At 42.8% G+C, this 17,929-nt stretch carries 12 protein-coding genes; 6 read left to right on the top strand and 6 right to left on the bottom strand.

Annotated features, from left to right (window positions below; genetic code table 11):
- The first annotated feature begins 118 nt into the window (after positions 1-118).
- From AC1DQW_RS03305 to AC1DQW_RS03280, 6 genes are all read left to right on the top strand, one after another.
- Complete coding sequence (locus tag AC1DQW_RS03305) at positions 119-1,504, top strand: M16 family metallopeptidase (RefSeq protein WP_477452841.1); 1,386 nt, start codon at positions 119-121, stop codon at positions 1,502-1,504.
- Entirely contained in the window at positions 1,501-2,811 is a 1,311-nt protein-coding gene (locus tag AC1DQW_RS03300) for a M16 family metallopeptidase (protein ID WP_477452840.1), read from the top strand. Before AC1DQW_RS03305 ends, AC1DQW_RS03300 begins: the two co-directional genes overlap by 4 nt.
- A 166-nt stretch (positions 2,812-2,977) precedes the next feature.
- Positions 2,978-4,822: a UbiD family decarboxylase gene (locus tag AC1DQW_RS03295; protein WP_477452924.1), complete on the top strand. Its 1,845-nt coding sequence runs from the start codon at positions 2,978-2,980 to the stop codon at positions 4,820-4,822.
- A 304-nt stretch (positions 4,823-5,126) separates the two neighbouring features.
- On the top strand, positions 5,127-5,822 hold the full coding sequence (locus tag AC1DQW_RS03290) for a hypothetical protein (protein WP_477452839.1): 696 nt from the start codon (positions 5,127-5,129) through the stop codon (positions 5,820-5,822).
- A 140-nt stretch (positions 5,823-5,962) separates the two neighbouring features.
- Positions 5,963-7,342, top strand: a complete 1,380-nt coding sequence (locus AC1DQW_RS03285) for a M16 family metallopeptidase (RefSeq protein ID WP_477452838.1) — start codon at positions 5,963-5,965, stop codon at positions 7,340-7,342.
- 17 nt (positions 7,343-7,359) lie between these two features.
- Positions 7,360-8,697, top strand: a complete 1,338-nt coding sequence (locus tag AC1DQW_RS03280) for a M16 family metallopeptidase (protein ID WP_477452837.1) — start codon at positions 7,360-7,362, stop codon at positions 8,695-8,697.
- A gap of 140 nt (positions 8,698-8,837) precedes the next feature.
- Here the strand turns inward: AC1DQW_RS03280 and AC1DQW_RS03275 are convergent, their stop codons facing one another.
- The 6 genes from AC1DQW_RS03275 to AC1DQW_RS03250 form a co-directional block, all read right to left on the bottom strand.
- Positions 8,838-9,890 carry an AI-2E family transporter gene (locus AC1DQW_RS03275; protein ID WP_477452836.1) on the bottom strand — a complete coding sequence of 351 codons (1,053 nt, stop codon included), beginning with the start codon at positions 9,888-9,890 and terminating at the stop codon, positions 8,838-8,840.
- Between the two features lie 209 nt (positions 9,891-10,099).
- Positions 10,100-10,477 carry a GxxExxY protein gene (locus AC1DQW_RS03270; RefSeq protein WP_477452835.1) on the bottom strand — a complete coding sequence of 126 codons (378 nt, stop codon included), beginning with the start codon at positions 10,475-10,477 and terminating at the stop codon, positions 10,100-10,102.
- A 93-nt stretch (positions 10,478-10,570) separates the two neighbouring features.
- Positions 10,571-13,000 (bottom strand): beta-galactosidase GalB, encoded by a 2,430-nt coding sequence (galB, locus tag AC1DQW_RS03265; protein ID WP_477452834.1) that lies wholly within the window; start codon positions 12,998-13,000, stop codon positions 10,571-10,573.
- 253 nt (positions 13,001-13,253) lie between these two features.
- Complete coding sequence (locus AC1DQW_RS03260; RefSeq protein WP_477452833.1) at positions 13,254-14,777, bottom strand: type IX secretion system plug protein; 1,524 nt, start codon at positions 14,775-14,777, stop codon at positions 13,254-13,256.
- A gap of 136 nt (positions 14,778-14,913) precedes the next feature.
- Positions 14,914-16,836 carry a ribosomal protection-like ABC-F family protein gene (abc-f, locus tag AC1DQW_RS03255; RefSeq protein ID WP_477452832.1) on the bottom strand — a complete coding sequence of 641 codons (1,923 nt, stop codon included), beginning with the start codon at positions 16,834-16,836 and terminating at the stop codon, positions 14,914-14,916.
- Between the two features lie 222 nt (positions 16,837-17,058).
- On the bottom strand, positions 17,059-17,820 hold the full coding sequence (locus AC1DQW_RS03250) for an SGNH/GDSL hydrolase family protein (protein ID WP_477452831.1): 762 nt from the start codon (positions 17,818-17,820) through the stop codon (positions 17,059-17,061).
- Positions 17,821-17,929 lie beyond the last annotated feature (109 nt).

Below are 17,929 nucleotides of genomic sequence, written 5' to 3'. Positions count from 1 at the left end.
GTAACAATAACTTTTTTAGATAGCCACTAACCCTTTCACAAGTATTTTAATATATAACGCAGATTATGCCCTTTGCGTTAATTTGTTTTACTATTTTAAGCCCTTAAAACTTAAATCCATGAACAAGAAAGCCTGCCTGCTTTTACTCCTTTCTGCCGTGATGCCCGTTTTGCTTTTGGGGCAAACTAAACTGCCTGCCAATATGTTTTTGCGCAAGCTACCCAACGGCCTGGATGTACTGGTGGTTGAAGATAATAGTGTACCACTTGCAACTATCATGATTACCTGCAAAAATGGATCATACACCGAAACGCCGAAGTTTAACGGCCTGAGCCATTTGTACGAGCATATGTTTTTTAAAGCCAATAAGGATTATAAAAACCAGGATGATTTTTTAGACAAGGTAAGTGAACTGGGGATGCAGTTTAACGGATCGACCACTTACGAAAACGTAAACTATTATTTTACTTTGCCAAAATTCAACTTAAACCAGGGGCTTGATTTTATGAACTCGGCCATCCGCTACCCATTGTTTGACAGCAAGGAAATGGCTAAGGAAAATGTGGTTGTTGACGGCGAATTTCAACGGCAGGAATCGAGTCCCGTCTTTGCTTTGAGCAATGCTATGGACCACCACATGTGGGGCAGCCTGTACAGTCGTAAAAACGCCATAGGTGACCATGATGTTATCCGCTCGGCCACACCCGACCTGATGGATTCCATTAAAAACAAATACTATTACCCCAATAACGCGTTGCTAACCGTTGCCGGCGACGTTGCGCATGAGGATGTTTTTAAAAAAGTAGAAGCTATTTATGGCAGCTGGAAGCCATCTGGCTTTGATCCGTTTAAAAAATGGCCTATTCCTGAATTTAAACCGCTGGTAAAGCCGGATTATTTTATTATTAAATCAGACCTGAGCAACGTGCCTTTTATTATGATAGACTGGCAGGGGCCCGATACCCGTACCGATATTCCATCAACCTACGCGGCAGATGTGTTTAGCTATATATTAAATCAAAACTCATCCACACTAAAAAAAGCGTTGGTACAATCGGGCCTGGCGCTTGATGTAAACATCAGTTATTTAACCTTAAGTCATGTTGGCCCTATCACCCTCTTTGTGGTACCCAATCCCAATAAAATTAAGGAATGCATGGCCGAAGTAAAAAGGCAACTTGCGCTGATGGACAAGGATGATTATGTAACTGATGAACAAATTGCCACTTCCAAACAAAAACTGGGCATCCTTAAGGTTCAGGAAGAAGAGGTAGCATCCGATTTTGTGCAGGTATTATCGTTTTGGTGGTCGTCGGCCTCTCTTAATTACTTCACTACCTATAATGCGAGGTTAAACAAGGTAACCCGTGCCGATCTGCAAAACTACGTACGCAAGTATATTAAAAACAAACCCTATTGCGCCGGGATGCTTATCAACCCCACCCTTGCCGCACAAGTTGATCCCAAAACCTTTTTTACAGCATCAAACTCATTAAATCAATGAAGAAACTATTAACAACCATCCTGTTGATCTGGAGCGGCATATCTATGGTTTTGGCTCAAACAGAAACTACCTCGTTTGATGTGGATGGCATAAAGGTGATATTTAAACCAACCTTAAAAGAGATCATTAATGTACGCATGTACTATCGGGGCGGTGTAACCAATTACCCTACAAGCCAGGCTGGTATTGAAAGCTTTGCGCTGGAAGCAACCAATGAATGCGGCACAAAAAAATACACAGGCAATGTTTACAAGGACAGGGCCGATAAATATGGCATCAACATAGGCTCGAACTCAGAATATGATTATGGCAATATCCAGATGGAATGCGTTGCCAAATATTTTAACGAGGGCTGGGACCTGTTTACCGAAGCTATTGTGAACCCTATTTTTGATGCCGGTGAGGCTGAGCTTTTAAGGAACAAAATGATTGCAAAGGTAAAAGGCAATCAATCAAACCCGGACAAACAAGCAGAACACCTGGTATTGCAAAATGCCTTTGAGGGTACCCCATATGCTACAGATCCGGATGGCACCGAAGAAATTTTGAGCAAACTTACAGCCGCTGATCTTAAAACCTACTACAACTCCATATTAAATAAAAACCAACTGTTTATTGTGGTTGCCGGTAAGGTTGATAAAGCGGAGCTTATTGCAAAAATTAAAGCATCATTTTCAGGTTTACCGTCAAAACCTTATAATCCGGTAACCCTGGAAGAGCCCATCTGGAATGATTATCATTTACTGAAGGAAGACAGAAACCTGCAAACTAATTACATTAATGGCATTATGAATTCCCCTAAATTCACCAGCCCCGATTATGTGCCTTACCGCGTTGGGATCTCGGCCCTGGGCGGCTCCCTTTTTAGCGAATTGCGCACAAGGCTTAACCTTTCTTATGATCCGGGTACATATTCGGTAATGCAGCAAATGCCATATGGTATTATGTATGTAAGTACAACTAATCCAAAAGAGGCAGTACTGGCCATAAACAGGCAGGTAAAAAAAGTATTAAGCCATGGTTTAACTCCCGAAGGTTTACAGCGTATAAAAAGCAGTTTTATTACCACAAACTATATCAAGCAGCAAAGCACCGCATCAATTACCGGCAGCCTGGGCATTGCCGAAATTTTAGGCGGGTGGCAAATTGCCGATGACCTGCCAAAACTGATAGAAAAAGTAACCGTAGACCAAATTAACCAGGCCATGTACAAGTATATTGTAGGCCTGAGATGGAGTTACCTCGGCGACCCGGAAAAAGCCACCGAAGCGGCTGAGGCGTTTAAGAAGGTGATCAGGAATGATTAGGTGATTGGTTCATTAGTTCATTGGTCTTTGCAGGCGTTGCTCTTTGGTAATATTCACGGTCAACCTAAAATGGGCTACATTTTAATTAAGCTTACCAAAGCAAACTGATAAACAATTTCCACTAATGAACCGATGAACTAATAAACCAATGAACTACTTTTGCGGAATGGGTTATAAAAGTTTACAGGCTTGTATTGCCGACCTGGAAAAGCATGGTCATTTGGTACGGATTAAGGAGGAGGTTGACCCTTACCTTCAAATGGCAGCCATACACCTCCGGGTATTTGAAAACCAGGGGCCAGCCATACTTTTCGAGCAGGTTAAAGGCAGCAGGTTCCCCGCGGTATCCAATCTGTTTGGTACCCTGGAGCGTTCGAAATTTATTTTCCGAGATACGCTGGATAAGATCAAAACCCTTGTCGAAATCAAAAACGACCCGCTTAAAGCTATAAAACAGCCTTTTAAATATGCAAATGTAGCGCTTACAGCCCTATCGGCCCTGCCCATGAAAGGTAGCAGCAATGCCCCGGTAACGTTCGGTAAATGTAAGATCAGCGATATCCCGCAGATTGTGAACTGGCCCATGGATGGCGGCCCCTTTGTGACCATGCCGCAAGTGTACACTGAGGACGCCGATAAGCCGGGCATCATGAATGCCAACCTGGGCATGTACCGCATCCAGCTGGCCGGTAACGATTATATTTTGAATGAAGAGATAGGCCTGCACTACCAGCTGCACCGCGGCATTGGCGTACACCAAACCAAAGCAAACGCCAAAGGGCTACCATTAAAGGTGAGCATATTTGTAGGCGGTCCGCCCTCGCACCCTGTTGCTGCGGTGATGCCCCTGCCCGAAGGCTTATCAGAGATGACCTTTGCCGGAGCCCTGGGTAACCGCCGTTTCCGTTATTTTTATGATGAGGAAGGGTTCTGTATTTCTTCGGATGCCGACTTTGTGATCACCGGCACAGTAATGCCGCTTGAAAACAAGCCCGAAGGCCCTTTTGGCGATCATTTGGGTTATTACAGCTTAAAGCACCCTTTCCCTTTATTAAAGGTTCATAACGTATATCATCGTAAGGATGCCATTTGGTCGTTCACGGTGGTTGGCCGCCCGCCACAGGAGGATACCAGTTTTGGGGCGCTCATCCATGAGATCAGCGGTGCAGCCATCCCCAAGGAAATTCCGGGCCTGCATGCCGTTAACGCGGTGGACGCGGCAGGCGTACACCCGTTGTTATTTGCTATCGGCAGCGAGCGTTATACACCCTACATTAAAGAGCGTAAACCGCAGGAGATACTGACCATTGCCAATCACATATTGGGCAAAAGCCAGTTGAGCCTGGCCAAATACCTGCTGATTGCAGCCCAGGAAGATGACCCGTCACTGGATGTAAACAATATCGAAGCATTCCTGCTGCACATGCTGCAACGCGTAGACCTTACGCGCGACCTCCACTTTTATACCCGTACCACTATCGACACCCTTGACTATAGCGGAGATGGACTCAACACCGGCAGTAAGGTAGCCATTACCGTTGCCGGCGACATCAAACGTGAGCTGTGGACAGCATTGCCATCCTGGTTCGATCTGCCTAAGCCGGTAAACAACTACAAAATGGCTATGCCTGGTGTGCTGATGGTTGAAGTGCCCAAACATGTGAACCATAAGGATATCGACAACATCATCAGCATTATAGAGTACCGACTGAAAGAAGAGGAAGAAGAGCTAAATGGCTTGCCATTAATAGTATTATGTGACGATGCTGCTTTCGCTGCCCAAAACATCAGCAACTTTGTTTGGGTAACGTTTACCCGCAGCAACCCATCGCACGATATTTATGGCATAGGCAGCTTTACCGAGCATAAACACTGGGGCTGTACCGGTCCGCTTATTATTGATGCCCGCATTAAGCCTCACCATGCCCCTGTATTGGAACGGGACCCGGAAGTTGAAAAATCAGTTGACAAAATGGGCGAAAAAGGCGGAGCGCTTTACGGGATAATTTAGCACTGAAAACAACAAGATAATGAGCCACAAGTGTTCCATCGGAACGGTGAAACGCACCGGAACGGGTGGAACACTATTTGCACTGACAGTCAACACTTTAAGCTTTCACAAAACACAAAGCGGAACACCTTTATGTTTGATTATCAATTAGTTATAATTTAAAGAAAATCAACATAACATTCAACTTTTCCTCGTACTTTGCAGGCAAAATCCTCTAAATCCTGCAAAATTCTTAAGCGACGTAGCTTCTTAAACACCTAAAAAATAAACAATGAGTGAAAAATCGTGTTTATCTTTGACTGCTATGAAAAACATCTTTCTATATACTTCCATACTCCTGCTTGCCTGTGGCTGCACTAAAAAAGACGTACCATACTACACCATATCCAGGGTAACAAAATCTGATACTGCCAGTAAAGTTATTGTTAATATCAAAGCACGCTTAACCCAGGCCCAGTTGCTTAGCATCGCCGGGAAAATAAGATCAGATAGCACCGCGTTGCCCAACCTGCAGCTTTGTTATTTACTACCCGGCCATAGCGATAAAAATACGGGTTCAAATAACTTTTATGCCGTCGCCAAATATCCCGGTGCACAGGTTACTACCATGCAGGATACCCTGAAAGATACCGAAGGCAACATTGTGCGCTTAAAAATAACCGGGGTATCTGCACAAACAGCTAAAAAACTTATCGGCTTTCATCCCAAGGAGCTAAAAGATCAAAACTTTTATGGGCACTTTATTGATGATAATAACCATACCGTTATCATTCCCTTCAGGGATTTAACCGACCCCAAAAAGGAGTATTATATCCTTGAGCTCGATACAACCGGCAAGGTAGTTTCGGCAACTATCCCAACTGTAGTTAAAAAGGATGGGGTTGAAAAATGGTTTGTTACCGACCGGGGCGACTATATTACTATAAAAGATAGTGTACTTACCCAATACTCTATTGACGACCTTGGTGTGCCCTATAATAGTATCAAATCGGGCATGTAAAATATATTTGTATTAATTATATCTATTTTTATCCATTTATATCTATCGCTCTAACTAAAAATTAAGTTAAAAAGGGATAAATTTTTCCTTTTCATAATTTATACCAATATATTTATAGTGTCTAAAACATTATGAAATATATGACCCGAAATCTTATTAAAACTTTAGCACTTAGTGTTATTGGGGTGTTCAGCTTTTGCATAGCGATTGCCCAACCCCGCTTACCGGAAGGTTACTTTTGGAAAAAGCTTCCAAACGGACTGGAAGTAGTTGTTATTGAAAACAGCAAGGTGCCCCTGGCCACCATAGAAATTGCTGTAAAAAATGGCGCCTATACCGAAGGCCCGGAATTTAGCGGCCTCTCTCACCTTTTTGAGCACATGTTTTTTAAAGCCAATAAGGATTACCCTAACCAGGAAGCATTTTTAAAACGCACCCAGGAATTGGGCGCCATCTGGAATGGCACTACCGATGTAGAGCGTGTAAACTATTTTTTCACTTTCGACAGGGACAGCCTTAATGCCGGTTTAAAATTCATGAACGCCGCCATCCGTTTCCCCATCTACCGTGAGGAGGATATGAAAAAGGAACGCCCGGTTGTTGATGGCGAGTTTCAGCGTGCTGAAAGCGACCCGGGTTTTCAGCTGTGGTATGGCATCCAGCAAAAACTTTGGGGCGATCTCATCACCCGTAAAAATCCAATCGGGATCCATGAAGTGATCAATACCGCTACACCCGAAAAGATGATGATCATCAAAGACAAATATTACTTCCCCAACAACAGCTTGCTTACTATTTGCGGCGACGTAAAACATGAAACAGCCTTTGCCATGGCCGAGAAGTTATTTGGCGACTGGGCCAGCAGTGGTTTCAATCCGCATGAAAAATACCCTATCCCGCCCTTTAAGCCTTTAACCAAAAGCGAATACTTTATAAAGGAAAGCACCATAGCGCAAACACCATCTATACAACTCTCATGGCAGGGCCCTTCATATTTAACAGATTCGGCATCTACTGTGGCTGCGGATGTATTTAGTACCATTTTGGGTTTAAATTCATCAAAACTACAACAGGCCCTGGTTGATAAAGGCCTGGCAAGCAGCGTTTATGTAAGCTATACCACCAGCAAATACGTTGGCCCTATTGATATGGGTATCGAGCCTAATCCCACCAAGCTGAAGGAATGCTATGATGAGGTAATAAACCAGGTAAGCCAATGGAGCAAAGCTGATTACTATACCGATGAACAGCTAAAAGATGCCCAGGCTATTTTATTAAGAAACAGCATCCATCGTAAAGAAAAACCGTCATCGCTGGCCAGCCAGCTGAGCTACCAATGGTGCAGTACCTCGCTTAATTATGGTACCGATCTTGACAGTAATTACCAGAAAGTAACCCGCGCTGATATCAAAAAATTTGTGGATACTTATATTATAGGTAAGCCATACGCCGCAGGTATAATCATAGCACCTGCTTTAAGTAAACAATTAAATGTAGCTTCATTTTTTGTAGCTAAGTAATTTTAAAACATCTTATCATGATGAAGAAATATGTATTCACCCTGCTGATTGCAGCGGCGATAGGAAATATAAAAACAGTGCAGGCACAAAAAGCCGCTTATGAAACCACCGTTGATGGCGTAAAGGTAATTGTGCAACCAAGCGGAAACGACATTGTGGAGATACAAACCATTATAAAAGGCGGCGTACAAAATTACAGGGCGGACAAAATGGGGATCGAATCGATGGCCATGAATGCACTTACCGAGTGCGGAACCATTAAGCACGACAAAAACAGCTTTAAGGATTTATTGGATAAAGTAAGTGCTACCGTTTATGGTTACAGCAATAAAAATTATTCGGTAGTACGCATGAACTGTATTAAAAGCGACCTGGACGCTGTATGGCCTTTATACGTTGAGGCCATGACCCAGCCCCGCTTTGATGTTAAAGAGTTTACCCGTATTAAGCAGGATGCTATTAACCAAATAAAAAGCATGGATTCGAGACCTGATGTGGCTATTGATAAATTTGCCGACAAAACAGCTTTCGCTAACCGTGATTATGCCAAGGACCCTGCCGGTACGGTTGATATTATTACTAAATTAACTCCCGAAGAAACAAAAGCCTATTACTCATCCATCTTCACCAAATCGCGTTTAGTAATTGTTGTAGTTGCTGATCTTGATCAGGCTACCATTGAGGCGAAAGTAAAAGCTATGCTTGATGGTGTAAAAAAAGGCACGGCGTTTGAATTTAAAAAATCATCGTTCAGGGTTTATAAAAACAGTATTAATGTAGAGTCGCGCGACCTGGCTACAAATTATGTGGAAGGCGTAACCAGCGGCCCTATCCCCGGCAACCAGGATTTTGATGCGTTCAACGTAGCGATGAGGATATTTGCCAACCGTCACTTTTTGGATATACGTACCAACAATGGTTTATCCTATGCGCCACAGGCCTGGTTTAGCGTAGGGCAAACATCAACAGCCAGGTTTTCGGTATCAACTACACAGCCCGATAAATACATAGCGGTATTTGATAAACTGGTTGATAAGGTAAAAACCGAGGGCTTTAAACCCGAAGAGGTTGCCAACATGAAGATAACCTACCTTACAGGTTTTTATTACAAAAACGAAACCAACAGCGCCCAGGCATCGTCAATAGCATCAAACGAGGTGCTGTTCAACAACTGGAAACGCTCATTAACCCTGGTTGACGATGTTAAAAAACTAACAACCGAGCAGGTAAACGACGCCTTTAAAACTTATATCAACAATATTGTGTGGGTATACCAGGGCGATCCTAAAAAAGTAAACCAGGTATTGTATATCAACGGAACTTTAAATAAAGGCGAAAACGGAGCTAATCATTAAAAAAGTCAAAATTAAAAAGTCAAAAGTCAAAATTGCCATGCGGTTTTGACTTTTGACTTTTATAGAGAATTCCGCCAAACTAATTGCCCGCGTCCCCTTTTTGAATTTTGAATTTTGAATTTTGAATTTTGAATTTTGAATTACTCTACCGGAAGAACCACCTTCTTCCTTCTGCCCCAAATCTCGCCTTTATGCCGGGTAGGTACGGTGTCGCCTAAAAGTTTACCCCAGGGCTTAAGACCGTCAATCCGGTCGAAAATGATCTTGAGTACGGCTATGAACGGGATGGAAAGGAACATACCAGATAGCCCCCATAACATATTGCCTAATAATACAACGATGATGGACATGAGCGCGTTGATTTGCACCTTGGATGATACAATACGTGGCACCAGGATATTGTTATCAATAAACTGGATAACAAGGTAAGCCACTATCACCCCCAATTGCGTTGTATAGCCATCTTTGGTAACAGTAGCCATCAACACTGGCAGGGCAATGGCAATAATACCGCCTAAATAAGGCACCAGGTTAAGGATGGCGCCTATCACCCCAATCAATATCCCATATTTTACGCCAAGCAGGATAAGCGCCAGCGAATTCAGCGCTGCCACAATCATCATCTCTATCAGCAAACCTATAATGTAGCTTTGGATTGCCGCTTTGGTTTCGTGCAATACATCGGCCACGCGCCTGGAGTTCTCCTCTGAAAACACTTCGAAAAAAAAGTTGAGCAGTAAGGTTTTATAATACAGTACCAGGAAAACATACACAGGAACAATCAATATCAACCCAAAGATGCCAATTACCGAACCTAAAGTACTGCCCAACAGCGAATGGCTATTATCCATTGCCTCTTTAATTAATTGATTCTGCTTTTGTACAGAATAACCAAAGGTGGTTGCTACCCAATCTTTAGCATCAACGGATATTGCTGCAAACTTTTGTTTCAGCATGGGGAGCGAATCGCCAAACTGGATAATTTGGGTAGATAGAAAATAAAATAACCCGGCAATGGCGACGGATGCCAAAAGCAAGGTAATAGAGATAGCCAATACTTTGGGTACCTTTTTAATTTCCAGCCAATTGCAAACGGGGTTTAATAAAATAGCAATAAACAACGAGAACGCTATCGGTACAAAAACATCGGCCAGCTGTGAAAATATATAGACCAATAAAATGAGCCCGAACATAATAACGGTGCTCTTAAGATAAAAAGGGTATTCTTTAACCGGCATACAGGCAGGAAATAAGGTGTATCCAAATCAAGGAGTAAATCAACTAATTGTTTTATCTGCCCAATAAATTCCTGAAAAACAAAAGGGCCTGAAACCGTAGTTTCAAACCCTTTAAGAAAAATAGCATAAAATAATTTCACGCAAAGACGCTAAGACGCAAAGCCTTAAAGATTGTTAACTATTCGTGTTAGCCCGTCTTTAATAAAAGACTCGTTGAAGTTTATTAAAACTCCAAGTTTACAGCCTGATAATTTTAAATAAGTTAACACTTGTTTGGAATGAACGGTAGCTATAGACGCAATTGATTTTAATTCCACAATAACTTTGCCTTCAACAATCAAATCGGCTCTAAAGCCAACATCCATTTTTATTCCTTTCCAAAATACCGGTATAGCTTTTTGTCTTTCTACTTTAAGATTTTTACTAAGCAGTTCAAAAAACAATATTTCCTCATAAACAGACTCCAAAAGACCTGGGCCAAGTTGATAATGAATTTCAAAAGCTGTATTAACGATTACTTTGGATAGTTCATTTTCATCCATACTCTTTGCGTCTCTGCGTCTTTGCGTGAAAAATATCTTAACTTAATAATACCCCGAGGGCACTGAATTTTACCACTTATGACAATGTACGTCTTAATTAGATTTTAAAGTAATCGTAGCGTTTGGCAAACCCTTTGATGTCGCTGTAAACGTAACCGCACCTGCCTTTTCCTTAGCCTGAACAATAGCCAAAGCCAGGCCATGGAACGCTTTACGATACGATACTTTAAATGAATCATGACTTACCGGATCGCCGTTATCAACGCTGGCAATAAAGGCTGGTCCGGTTATTTTAAAGTCGACCAGGTTTTCGGCATCAGGTACCACATTACCATCTTTGTCCAGGATTTTTACGGTAATGAATGAAAGATCTTTGCCGTCGGCCTTAATCAGTTTACGATCGGCTGATAGCTCGATTTTTGCCGGTTCGCCTGCGGTATGGATCAGGCGGGTTAAAACCTCCTTGCCATTTTTGCGCGATACTGCCTTTAATGTACCCGGCTCATATTTTACGCGCCACATGATGTGCAAATCGTCCCCGGTTTTCTTTTTAGTGCCTAATGATTTGCCGTTCAGGAAAAGTTCTACTTCATCTGCATTATTGTAATATGCCCAAACATCAATCATTTTACCAGGTGTCCAGTTCCAGTGCGGGAAAATGTGCAATACAGTTTTGTTAGTCCACTCGCTTTGGTACATGTAATACACATCCTTGGGGAAACCCGCCAGGTCAACAATACCAAAATACGAGCTGCGCGATGGCCAGCTATATGGGGTAGGCTCACCTAAATAGTCAAACCCTGTCCAGATGAACATCCCCGAAAGGAAATCATGCTTTTTCATTACCTTCCAGGTCATCTCGTGAGTCGATCCCCATGGTGGTCGCACATTATCATAGGCCGATACGTTATTACCTTCCCTTTCAAATGGCTTATCCCATTTTTCGGGCCATACACGGATGCTATCCGATGGCATTTCATAAAAGCCCCGGGTTTCCAGGCCGGATGTAGTTTCTGTAGCGATGAATTTTTTACCGGGATACCTGTCATGAAAACCGGCATACTCTCCCTCATGGTAATTATAACCAACCAAATCAATCGCGCCTGATGCTATGATCTTGTTTTTTGTATCCGGGTTATTATTGGCGGCGGTTATAGGTCGCGTAGTATCTAAACTATGAACAATAGCTGTAAGCTGCGGCGCAATCCTTAAAGCCGAAGTATCGCTTTGCTGCCCTATTTCGTTACCAATACTCCAAATCATTACGCTGGGGTGATTTCTATCGCGCAGGATTTGATCTTCCAGGTCGCGTTTGTGCCACTGTTTGAAAAACAGGTGATAATCGTACTTTGCTTTTTCCCATTCCCAGGTATCAAAAGCCTCATCCATTACAATAAAACCCATTTTATCGCAAAGATCAAGCAGCTCCGGAGCTGGCGGGTTATGCGAGGTACGGATGCCGTTACAACCCATGCCTTTTAAAATCTGCAGCTGGCGTTCCAACGCACGGGTATTTATAGCTGCGCCAAGGCTGCCCAGGTCATGGTGATCACAAACGCCTAAAATTTTCATTGGTTTGCCGTTCAGGCTAAAACCTTTATCCACATCAAAGTTAAAATAGCGGATACCTAAGGGAGTGGTATATTCGTCAATTACCGTTTTACCCGAAAGCACCTGCGTAACCGCTTTGTATAAGTAAGGCTTTTCAACACTCCATAATACCGGGTTTTTAACATTAAACACGCTGTTTGTTTCAAATACAGTATCTTTTAATTGTTTTTTTGATGGAATAGATGCCTCTGCAGCAATCACTTTACCTGCAGCATCATATAGCGTAGTTTTTACTGTAACCGGTGAGGATGCGGCGTTTTTAACCTGCACCTTTAAATTAACTTTGGCCGATGCGTTGCTTACATCGGTTGTAGTTACATAAGTACCCCAATGGTCAATTGCTACTTTATTGGTAGTTACCAACCACACATTCCTGTAAATGCCCGAACCCGAATACCAGCGGGAATTTGGCTGAACAGAGTTATCAACTTTTACAGCGATAACGTTATTCCCGCCAAAGTTTAAATAAGGAGTAAGCTCATACCTGAAAGAGATATAACCATTTGGCCTGAAACCAAGGTGGTGCCCGTTAACCCAAACATCGCTCTTCTGGTAAACGCCGTCAAAATCTATATAAATCAATTTCCCTTTTGATGAAGGCGGCACTGTAAATGTTTTACGATACCAGCCTATACCGCCCGGCAATGCGCCACCTTCGGGAGTAGCTGGGTTATCTTTGCTGAATTTCCCCTCAATGCTCCAGTCATGCGGTAAATTTAGCGAACGCCATTTGGCATCACTCATGCCAGGCTTTTCGGCATGAGGCACATCGCCTAAATTAAAGCGCCAGCCCTTATCAAAGTCGAGCGTTTGACGGCTTTGCTGGGCAAAACTATCTGCACAAAAAAACAGGGCGAGAAGCAGCAAGCCGTATGATGTTACAGCTTGGGCAATTGACTTTATAGGATGCATAATAGGTTAATTGGGATTAAATGTAATTTAGACACTAAATTAGAAATAATATAATATTAACCCAATGTAGTGCCGAATTTATTTCGGAATAACGTTTTACTAAAAAAATTCTTTTGTCATCCTGAACGGAGTGAAGGATCTACTTTCCGCCATGCTTCTTCGCCCTGTACTGTCTGCGAATAGATCCTTCACTCCGTTCAGGATGACAAATCTTTTAAAACGTCTTCCCTCCTATTCTTTTCTTTTTTGATTACTACTTTTTCACCGTATTCACCATACTAAATCCTACCAGTTCGTCCCAGCGGGCTGCGGGCGGGCGGTAGTAAACCAATAGCTGGTAATCGTTCTCGGTTTCAAAGTGACTGCCTTCAAGGGGAACATCATCGGCCTTGCCATTTTTATCAACCCAAACATATTCATAATCATATACGCCCTGCTTTAACAACAGGTTGATATAATACCGGCCATTTTCATCGCGGATAAGCTTACTCTGCTCGTCAAGCTTGTAATCGTTAAACATGCCAACAATGTATGGTGTGCCTTCACTTCCCAATTTATTGGCAGCAAGACTGAAATATACATGTGCGTAATCGGCATCGGTACGTGGGTCGCGGCCATCCTGGTTCAGGATAAAGAATTTGCCGTTGTTATCATAGTACAATACATAGTCGAGATTATCGCGAATGGGGTCGCCCAATAGCACTACGATATTTGCCGTATCCTTATAAATTTTAGCCACACGTTGCGAGTTAAGTTTCAAGGTTCGCATATCAAATAGCCTGAATTCATTACGGCCGGAGAAATCGTTAATGGCCACATCGTTATAGATTAATGATGTACCGCGGATATTTGTTGGCTCGGTATTTAAAATACCGGTGGAGGTACGCGCGTTCTGCATTACCAATGCACGGATCTCCCGGGATGGACTTTGAACCTGCAAACTTCCGTAATCAACCGTAAAGTTTAATTTCTGGTTGATTTGCCGCGTTTGCGTATTAGGCGATGCAATTACATTGGCAGCTATGGAAACCTTTTTACCCACCACATATAAGCGCCGGGTGAGCACCATTTTTGATTGATCACCATCTTCATAAACCTTCAGGATATAGTTTCCTGATATTTTAGGAGCGATGTTATTATTAGGGATCAGCTGCTCATAATGGGTATATTTTTGGAACGTACCTGTTGAATAGCTGTAATTATACAAACGGTCGTCCTGGAAACTTTGCAGGTACTCGGCCGGCGATAAGTTAGATGAGTTCCATTTGGTATCACAATGCTCAATGGTATAATAGTAATTACGACTACCGCCACGCAGATCATCAAAAGCCAACAGCACTTTATCATCAGCGCCAAGATTGATTACCGGGTACGCGTTTTGCTTATCGGTATTGTTAAACTCAACGCTTTTTATGGCGGGGTTGTAAACGTTATTATCGTAAGGTGTTTGGGCAAAAGTCTTGAGGGAGAAGAAGACAAGTAGAAATAGTATTAACAACGCGAGGTTGCAAGAGATAAAGTTTCGGGAGATGTTTAAGGGTAAATGACGTTTTGAAAGGTTTGTCATCCTGAACGCAGTGAAGGATCTATTCGCTGACTGTACAGGGCGAAGAAGCATCGCGAATAACAGATCCTTCACTGCGTTCAGGATGACAAAATTTTTATTTTCAAAAACGTCATTGCGAGGCACGAAGCAATCGCCGATATGCAAAGCGGCCTTGCAAGGTTGCCCTGTAAAGTTGGGGATTGCTTCGTACGTCGCAATGACGGGTTTCATAATTTTTGGTTAGTTATGATAACTTTTGTCATCCTGAGCATCGCGAAGGATCTATTCGTGAACTTTGCATATTGAAAATGCATGACGTATAATAGATGCTTCACTATCGTTCAGCATGACAAAAGTGTAAAAGCGTTTAAGCTTCCAGCTCCAAAATCTGCTCGGCCAAAGTTTCCCATTTTTGTTGGATCTGCTTCAGCTCGGCTTGTTTTTGGTTATAGGCAGTATTGGTTTCTTTTAGCTTTTGGCTGTCGTTATAAATTTTGGTATCGGCCAGCTTGGCTTCCAGCTCTTTCACTGTTTTATCAAGCGCGGCAATCTGCTCTTCCATTTTGGCCAGGTCCTGGTTCAGTTTCTTTAGCTGCTGGTGCTTGTTTTCACTTTGCTGCTGTTTAACCTGCTCAGGCTTTTTCTCTTCCTTTTTAGGTTGAGGTGCAGGAGCCGCAGCCTTGGGTTCCAACTTGCGTTTTGAAAACCACTCGTCGAACTCGGCATAAGTACCGGGATAAATTTTTATCTTTTGATCCTCAATGAACCAGATCTTGTTGGCTACATTATCAAGGAAATACCTATCGTGAGATACTACAATGAAAGTACCCTCATACTGCTCCAAAGCCTGGATCAGTATATTTACAGATTGCATATCCAGGTGATTGGTAGGCTCATCCAGCACCAGGAAGTTAGCATCGGCGGTAAGCGCCTTAGCTAAAGCCACACGTGATTTTTCGCCCCCCGATAGTACCTTTATCTTTTTAAACACATCGTCACCGGTAAACAAAAACGAACCTAATATGGTACGCAGCTCGGTATCGGTATGCTTTGGTGCAAATGCCTGTAGTTCCTGCAGTATCTGGTTCTCCAGGTGTAACGACTCCAGCTGGTGCTGGGCAAAAAATGTGGTACTAACGTTGTGCCCGGTGGTTACCTTGCCTGTATAGTCATGATCGGCATTGGCAATGATGCGCAGCAAGGTTGATTTACCCTTACCGTTGGCACCAATCAGTGCTATTTTGTCGCCTTTTTCAATTACTGCCTCGCCGCCATCAAGAATATCAATTGCGGGATACTTTTTAACAATATCCTCTAACGTTACTACGTGCCTGCCCGATTGTTTGGAGAAACGGAAAGCGAAGTTAACCGATGGGTTATCATCATCCACATCATCCACGCGCTCCATTTTATCAAGCATTTTAATACGCGACTGCGCCATTTTTGCTTTAGAGGCCTTGGCACGGAAACGCTCGATCAAACGCTCTTCCTGTTTTATTTTTGATTGCTGGTTTTTAAACTCACCGCGCTGAATTTCTTCGCGCTGGGCTTTTTCTTCCAGGTAAAAAGTATAGTTACCCGCATAAACGGTAAGTTTCCCTTTACGCGATTCAACTGTGCGGTTAATCACCTTATCCAAAAACCACCTATCGTGAGATACGATGATGATGGCGCCGTTAAAAGCTTTCAAATAATCTTCCAGCCATTGGATAGAAGGTAAATCAAGGTGGTTGGTAGGCTCATCCAGCAGTAAAATATCGGGCGCCTGTAACAGGATTTTGGCCAGCATTACACGCATACGCCACCCTCCCGAGAAGGTGCTTAGCTTACGCTGGCAATCAGCCTCGTTGAATCCCAAACCCGCTAAAATTTCGTGTGCTTTGTATTCAATATTATAACCGTCAAGCAGTTCAAACTCATGCTGCTTATCGCTAAGCTTGTGCAAAAGGTCTTCGGTATAGTCGGTTTCCAATTTTTTAAGCAGCACTTCTATCTCATCATGCAATTGGTTTTGGCGCTCAAAAGCCTCCATAGCCACATGCACAATATTTTTATCAGATGAGTATGACAGCAAATCCTGGTTAAGGTAACCCATGGTAAGGTCCTTCGCCATTGATATGGTGCCCGATGTAGGTTTATAGTCGCCTACAATAATTTTTAAGAGGGTAGTTTTCCCGGTTCCGTTGGCACCTATTAAACCAATTTTTTCACCGGGTTTTATATGCCAGTTGGCTTCATCGTAAAGGGCCCGCGCACCAATCTCAAACGTAAGGTTATTTATAGCAATCATTTGGGCGCAAAGATACGGATTTGACGTGAAATTTAGGTAAAAGGGGGAAGTTTAGGTGAAAGGCAAAAGGCGAAAGGTTAAAGGTTGCATGTTGATAGGAAGAAAACCTACCAAAGACACAAAAGCTCACATCGTTTTATCATTATATTTTAGACAATGACACTCTTACCTTTTGCCTTTCACCTTTTGCCTTTCACCTCAAATTTATCCTTTCACCTCAAATTATACTCCCACCGCTTTAAGCCATGTTTGCGCCATAAGGGCTTCGCCGGCTACGCTGGGGTGTACACCGTCGCGGTTCCAGTAGGTGGCGGGGGCAATGGTTTCGGCTTTGTCAAATGCGGCCTGGTAGGGTACAAAAACGGCACCATACTGCTGGGCAATATCTTTGGCCGCCTTGCGATACAAATCAAACGCCGGGTACCATTTTTCGTCAACAGCCTTTACGCCCTTTTGGGCAAATGGCTCGCAGATCACCAGTTTAATATCCGGCAGGGCCGCTTTGGTACGATCGAGCAGTTTTTTATAATCGGCTATGTAAGTATCAATTGTGCCGGTGTAACCGCTGGTGAGTGTATGCCAAAAATCATTTACGCCAATATGGATGCTCAGCACATTGGGTTTAATGGCCAGGCAATCGGTATCCCAGCGCTCGGCCAGTTGATATACCTTATTGCCGCTGATACCTTTGTTATAAATTTTAAGATTCTTGTCAGCATGGTTAAGCAATAGCTGCGATGCTGTGATAAGCGCATAACCCGATCCTAAGGAGCTGGTTGTATTAAATTCGGTAGTATTATGATCACGGCCCCAGTCGGTAATGGAATCGCCCTGGAAAAGAATCACATCACCTGTATTGAAGCTAATTTTTGTTGATGGTTTTTCGGTAGCTAACGCTGCTGAAACTATTTGAGGCAGCCCCATGGCGGCTATGGTACCTACTGATGCTGTTTTTAGAAAATTGCGTCGGTTGCGTTTAAACATATTGTTCATAAATGATTTTATAGATCGATTTTGATTTCCGAATTTACAGATTTACCCGGCTTTTTTATACTTTGTTAAATTTTATACAAGCTTTTGAATGATTAATATT

The organism is Mucilaginibacter sp. P5_A4, from assembly GCF_056400605.1.
The sequence above is the reverse complement of the archived record's forward strand: the minus strand, read 5'-3'. Positions and strand labels throughout refer to the sequence as shown.

What these genes read in the sequence shown, in the direction of transcription:
- AC1DQW_RS03300 (WP_477452840.1), top strand. Translation starts at nt 1,501, where the DNA reads ATGAAGAAACTATTAACAACCATCCTGTTGATCTGGAGCGGCATATCT.
- AC1DQW_RS03250 (WP_477452831.1), bottom strand. Translation starts at nt 17,820, where the DNA reads ATGTTTAAACGCAACCGACGCAATTTTCTAAAAACAGCATCAGTAGGT.
- AC1DQW_RS03270 (WP_477452835.1), bottom strand. Translation starts at nt 10,477, where the DNA reads ATGGATGAAAATGAACTATCCAAAGTAATCGTTAATACAGCTTTTGAA.
- AC1DQW_RS03295 (WP_477452924.1), top strand. Translation starts at nt 2,978, where the DNA reads ATGGGTTATAAAAGTTTACAGGCTTGTATTGCCGACCTGGAAAAGCAT.
- AC1DQW_RS03285 (WP_477452838.1), top strand. Translation starts at nt 5,963, where the DNA reads ATGACCCGAAATCTTATTAAAACTTTAGCACTTAGTGTTATTGGGGTG.
- galB (WP_477452834.1), bottom strand. Translation starts at nt 13,000, where the DNA reads ATGCATCCTATAAAGTCAATTGCCCAAGCTGTAACATCATACGGCTTG.
- AC1DQW_RS03280 (WP_477452837.1), top strand. Translation starts at nt 7,360, where the DNA reads ATGATGAAGAAATATGTATTCACCCTGCTGATTGCAGCGGCGATAGGA.
- AC1DQW_RS03275 (WP_477452836.1), bottom strand. Translation starts at nt 9,890, where the DNA reads ATGTTCGGGCTCATTTTATTGGTCTATATATTTTCACAGCTGGCCGAT.
- abc-f (WP_477452832.1), bottom strand. Translation starts at nt 16,836, where the DNA reads ATGATTGCTATAAATAACCTTACGTTTGAGATTGGTGCGCGGGCCCTT.
- AC1DQW_RS03260 (WP_477452833.1), bottom strand. Translation starts at nt 14,777, where the DNA reads ATGAAACCCGTCATTGCGACGTACGAAGCAATCCCCAACTTTACAGGG.
- AC1DQW_RS03290 (WP_477452839.1), top strand. Translation starts at nt 5,127, where the DNA reads ATGAAAAACATCTTTCTATATACTTCCATACTCCTGCTTGCCTGTGGC.
- AC1DQW_RS03305 (WP_477452841.1), top strand. Translation starts at nt 119, where the DNA reads ATGAACAAGAAAGCCTGCCTGCTTTTACTCCTTTCTGCCGTGATGCCC.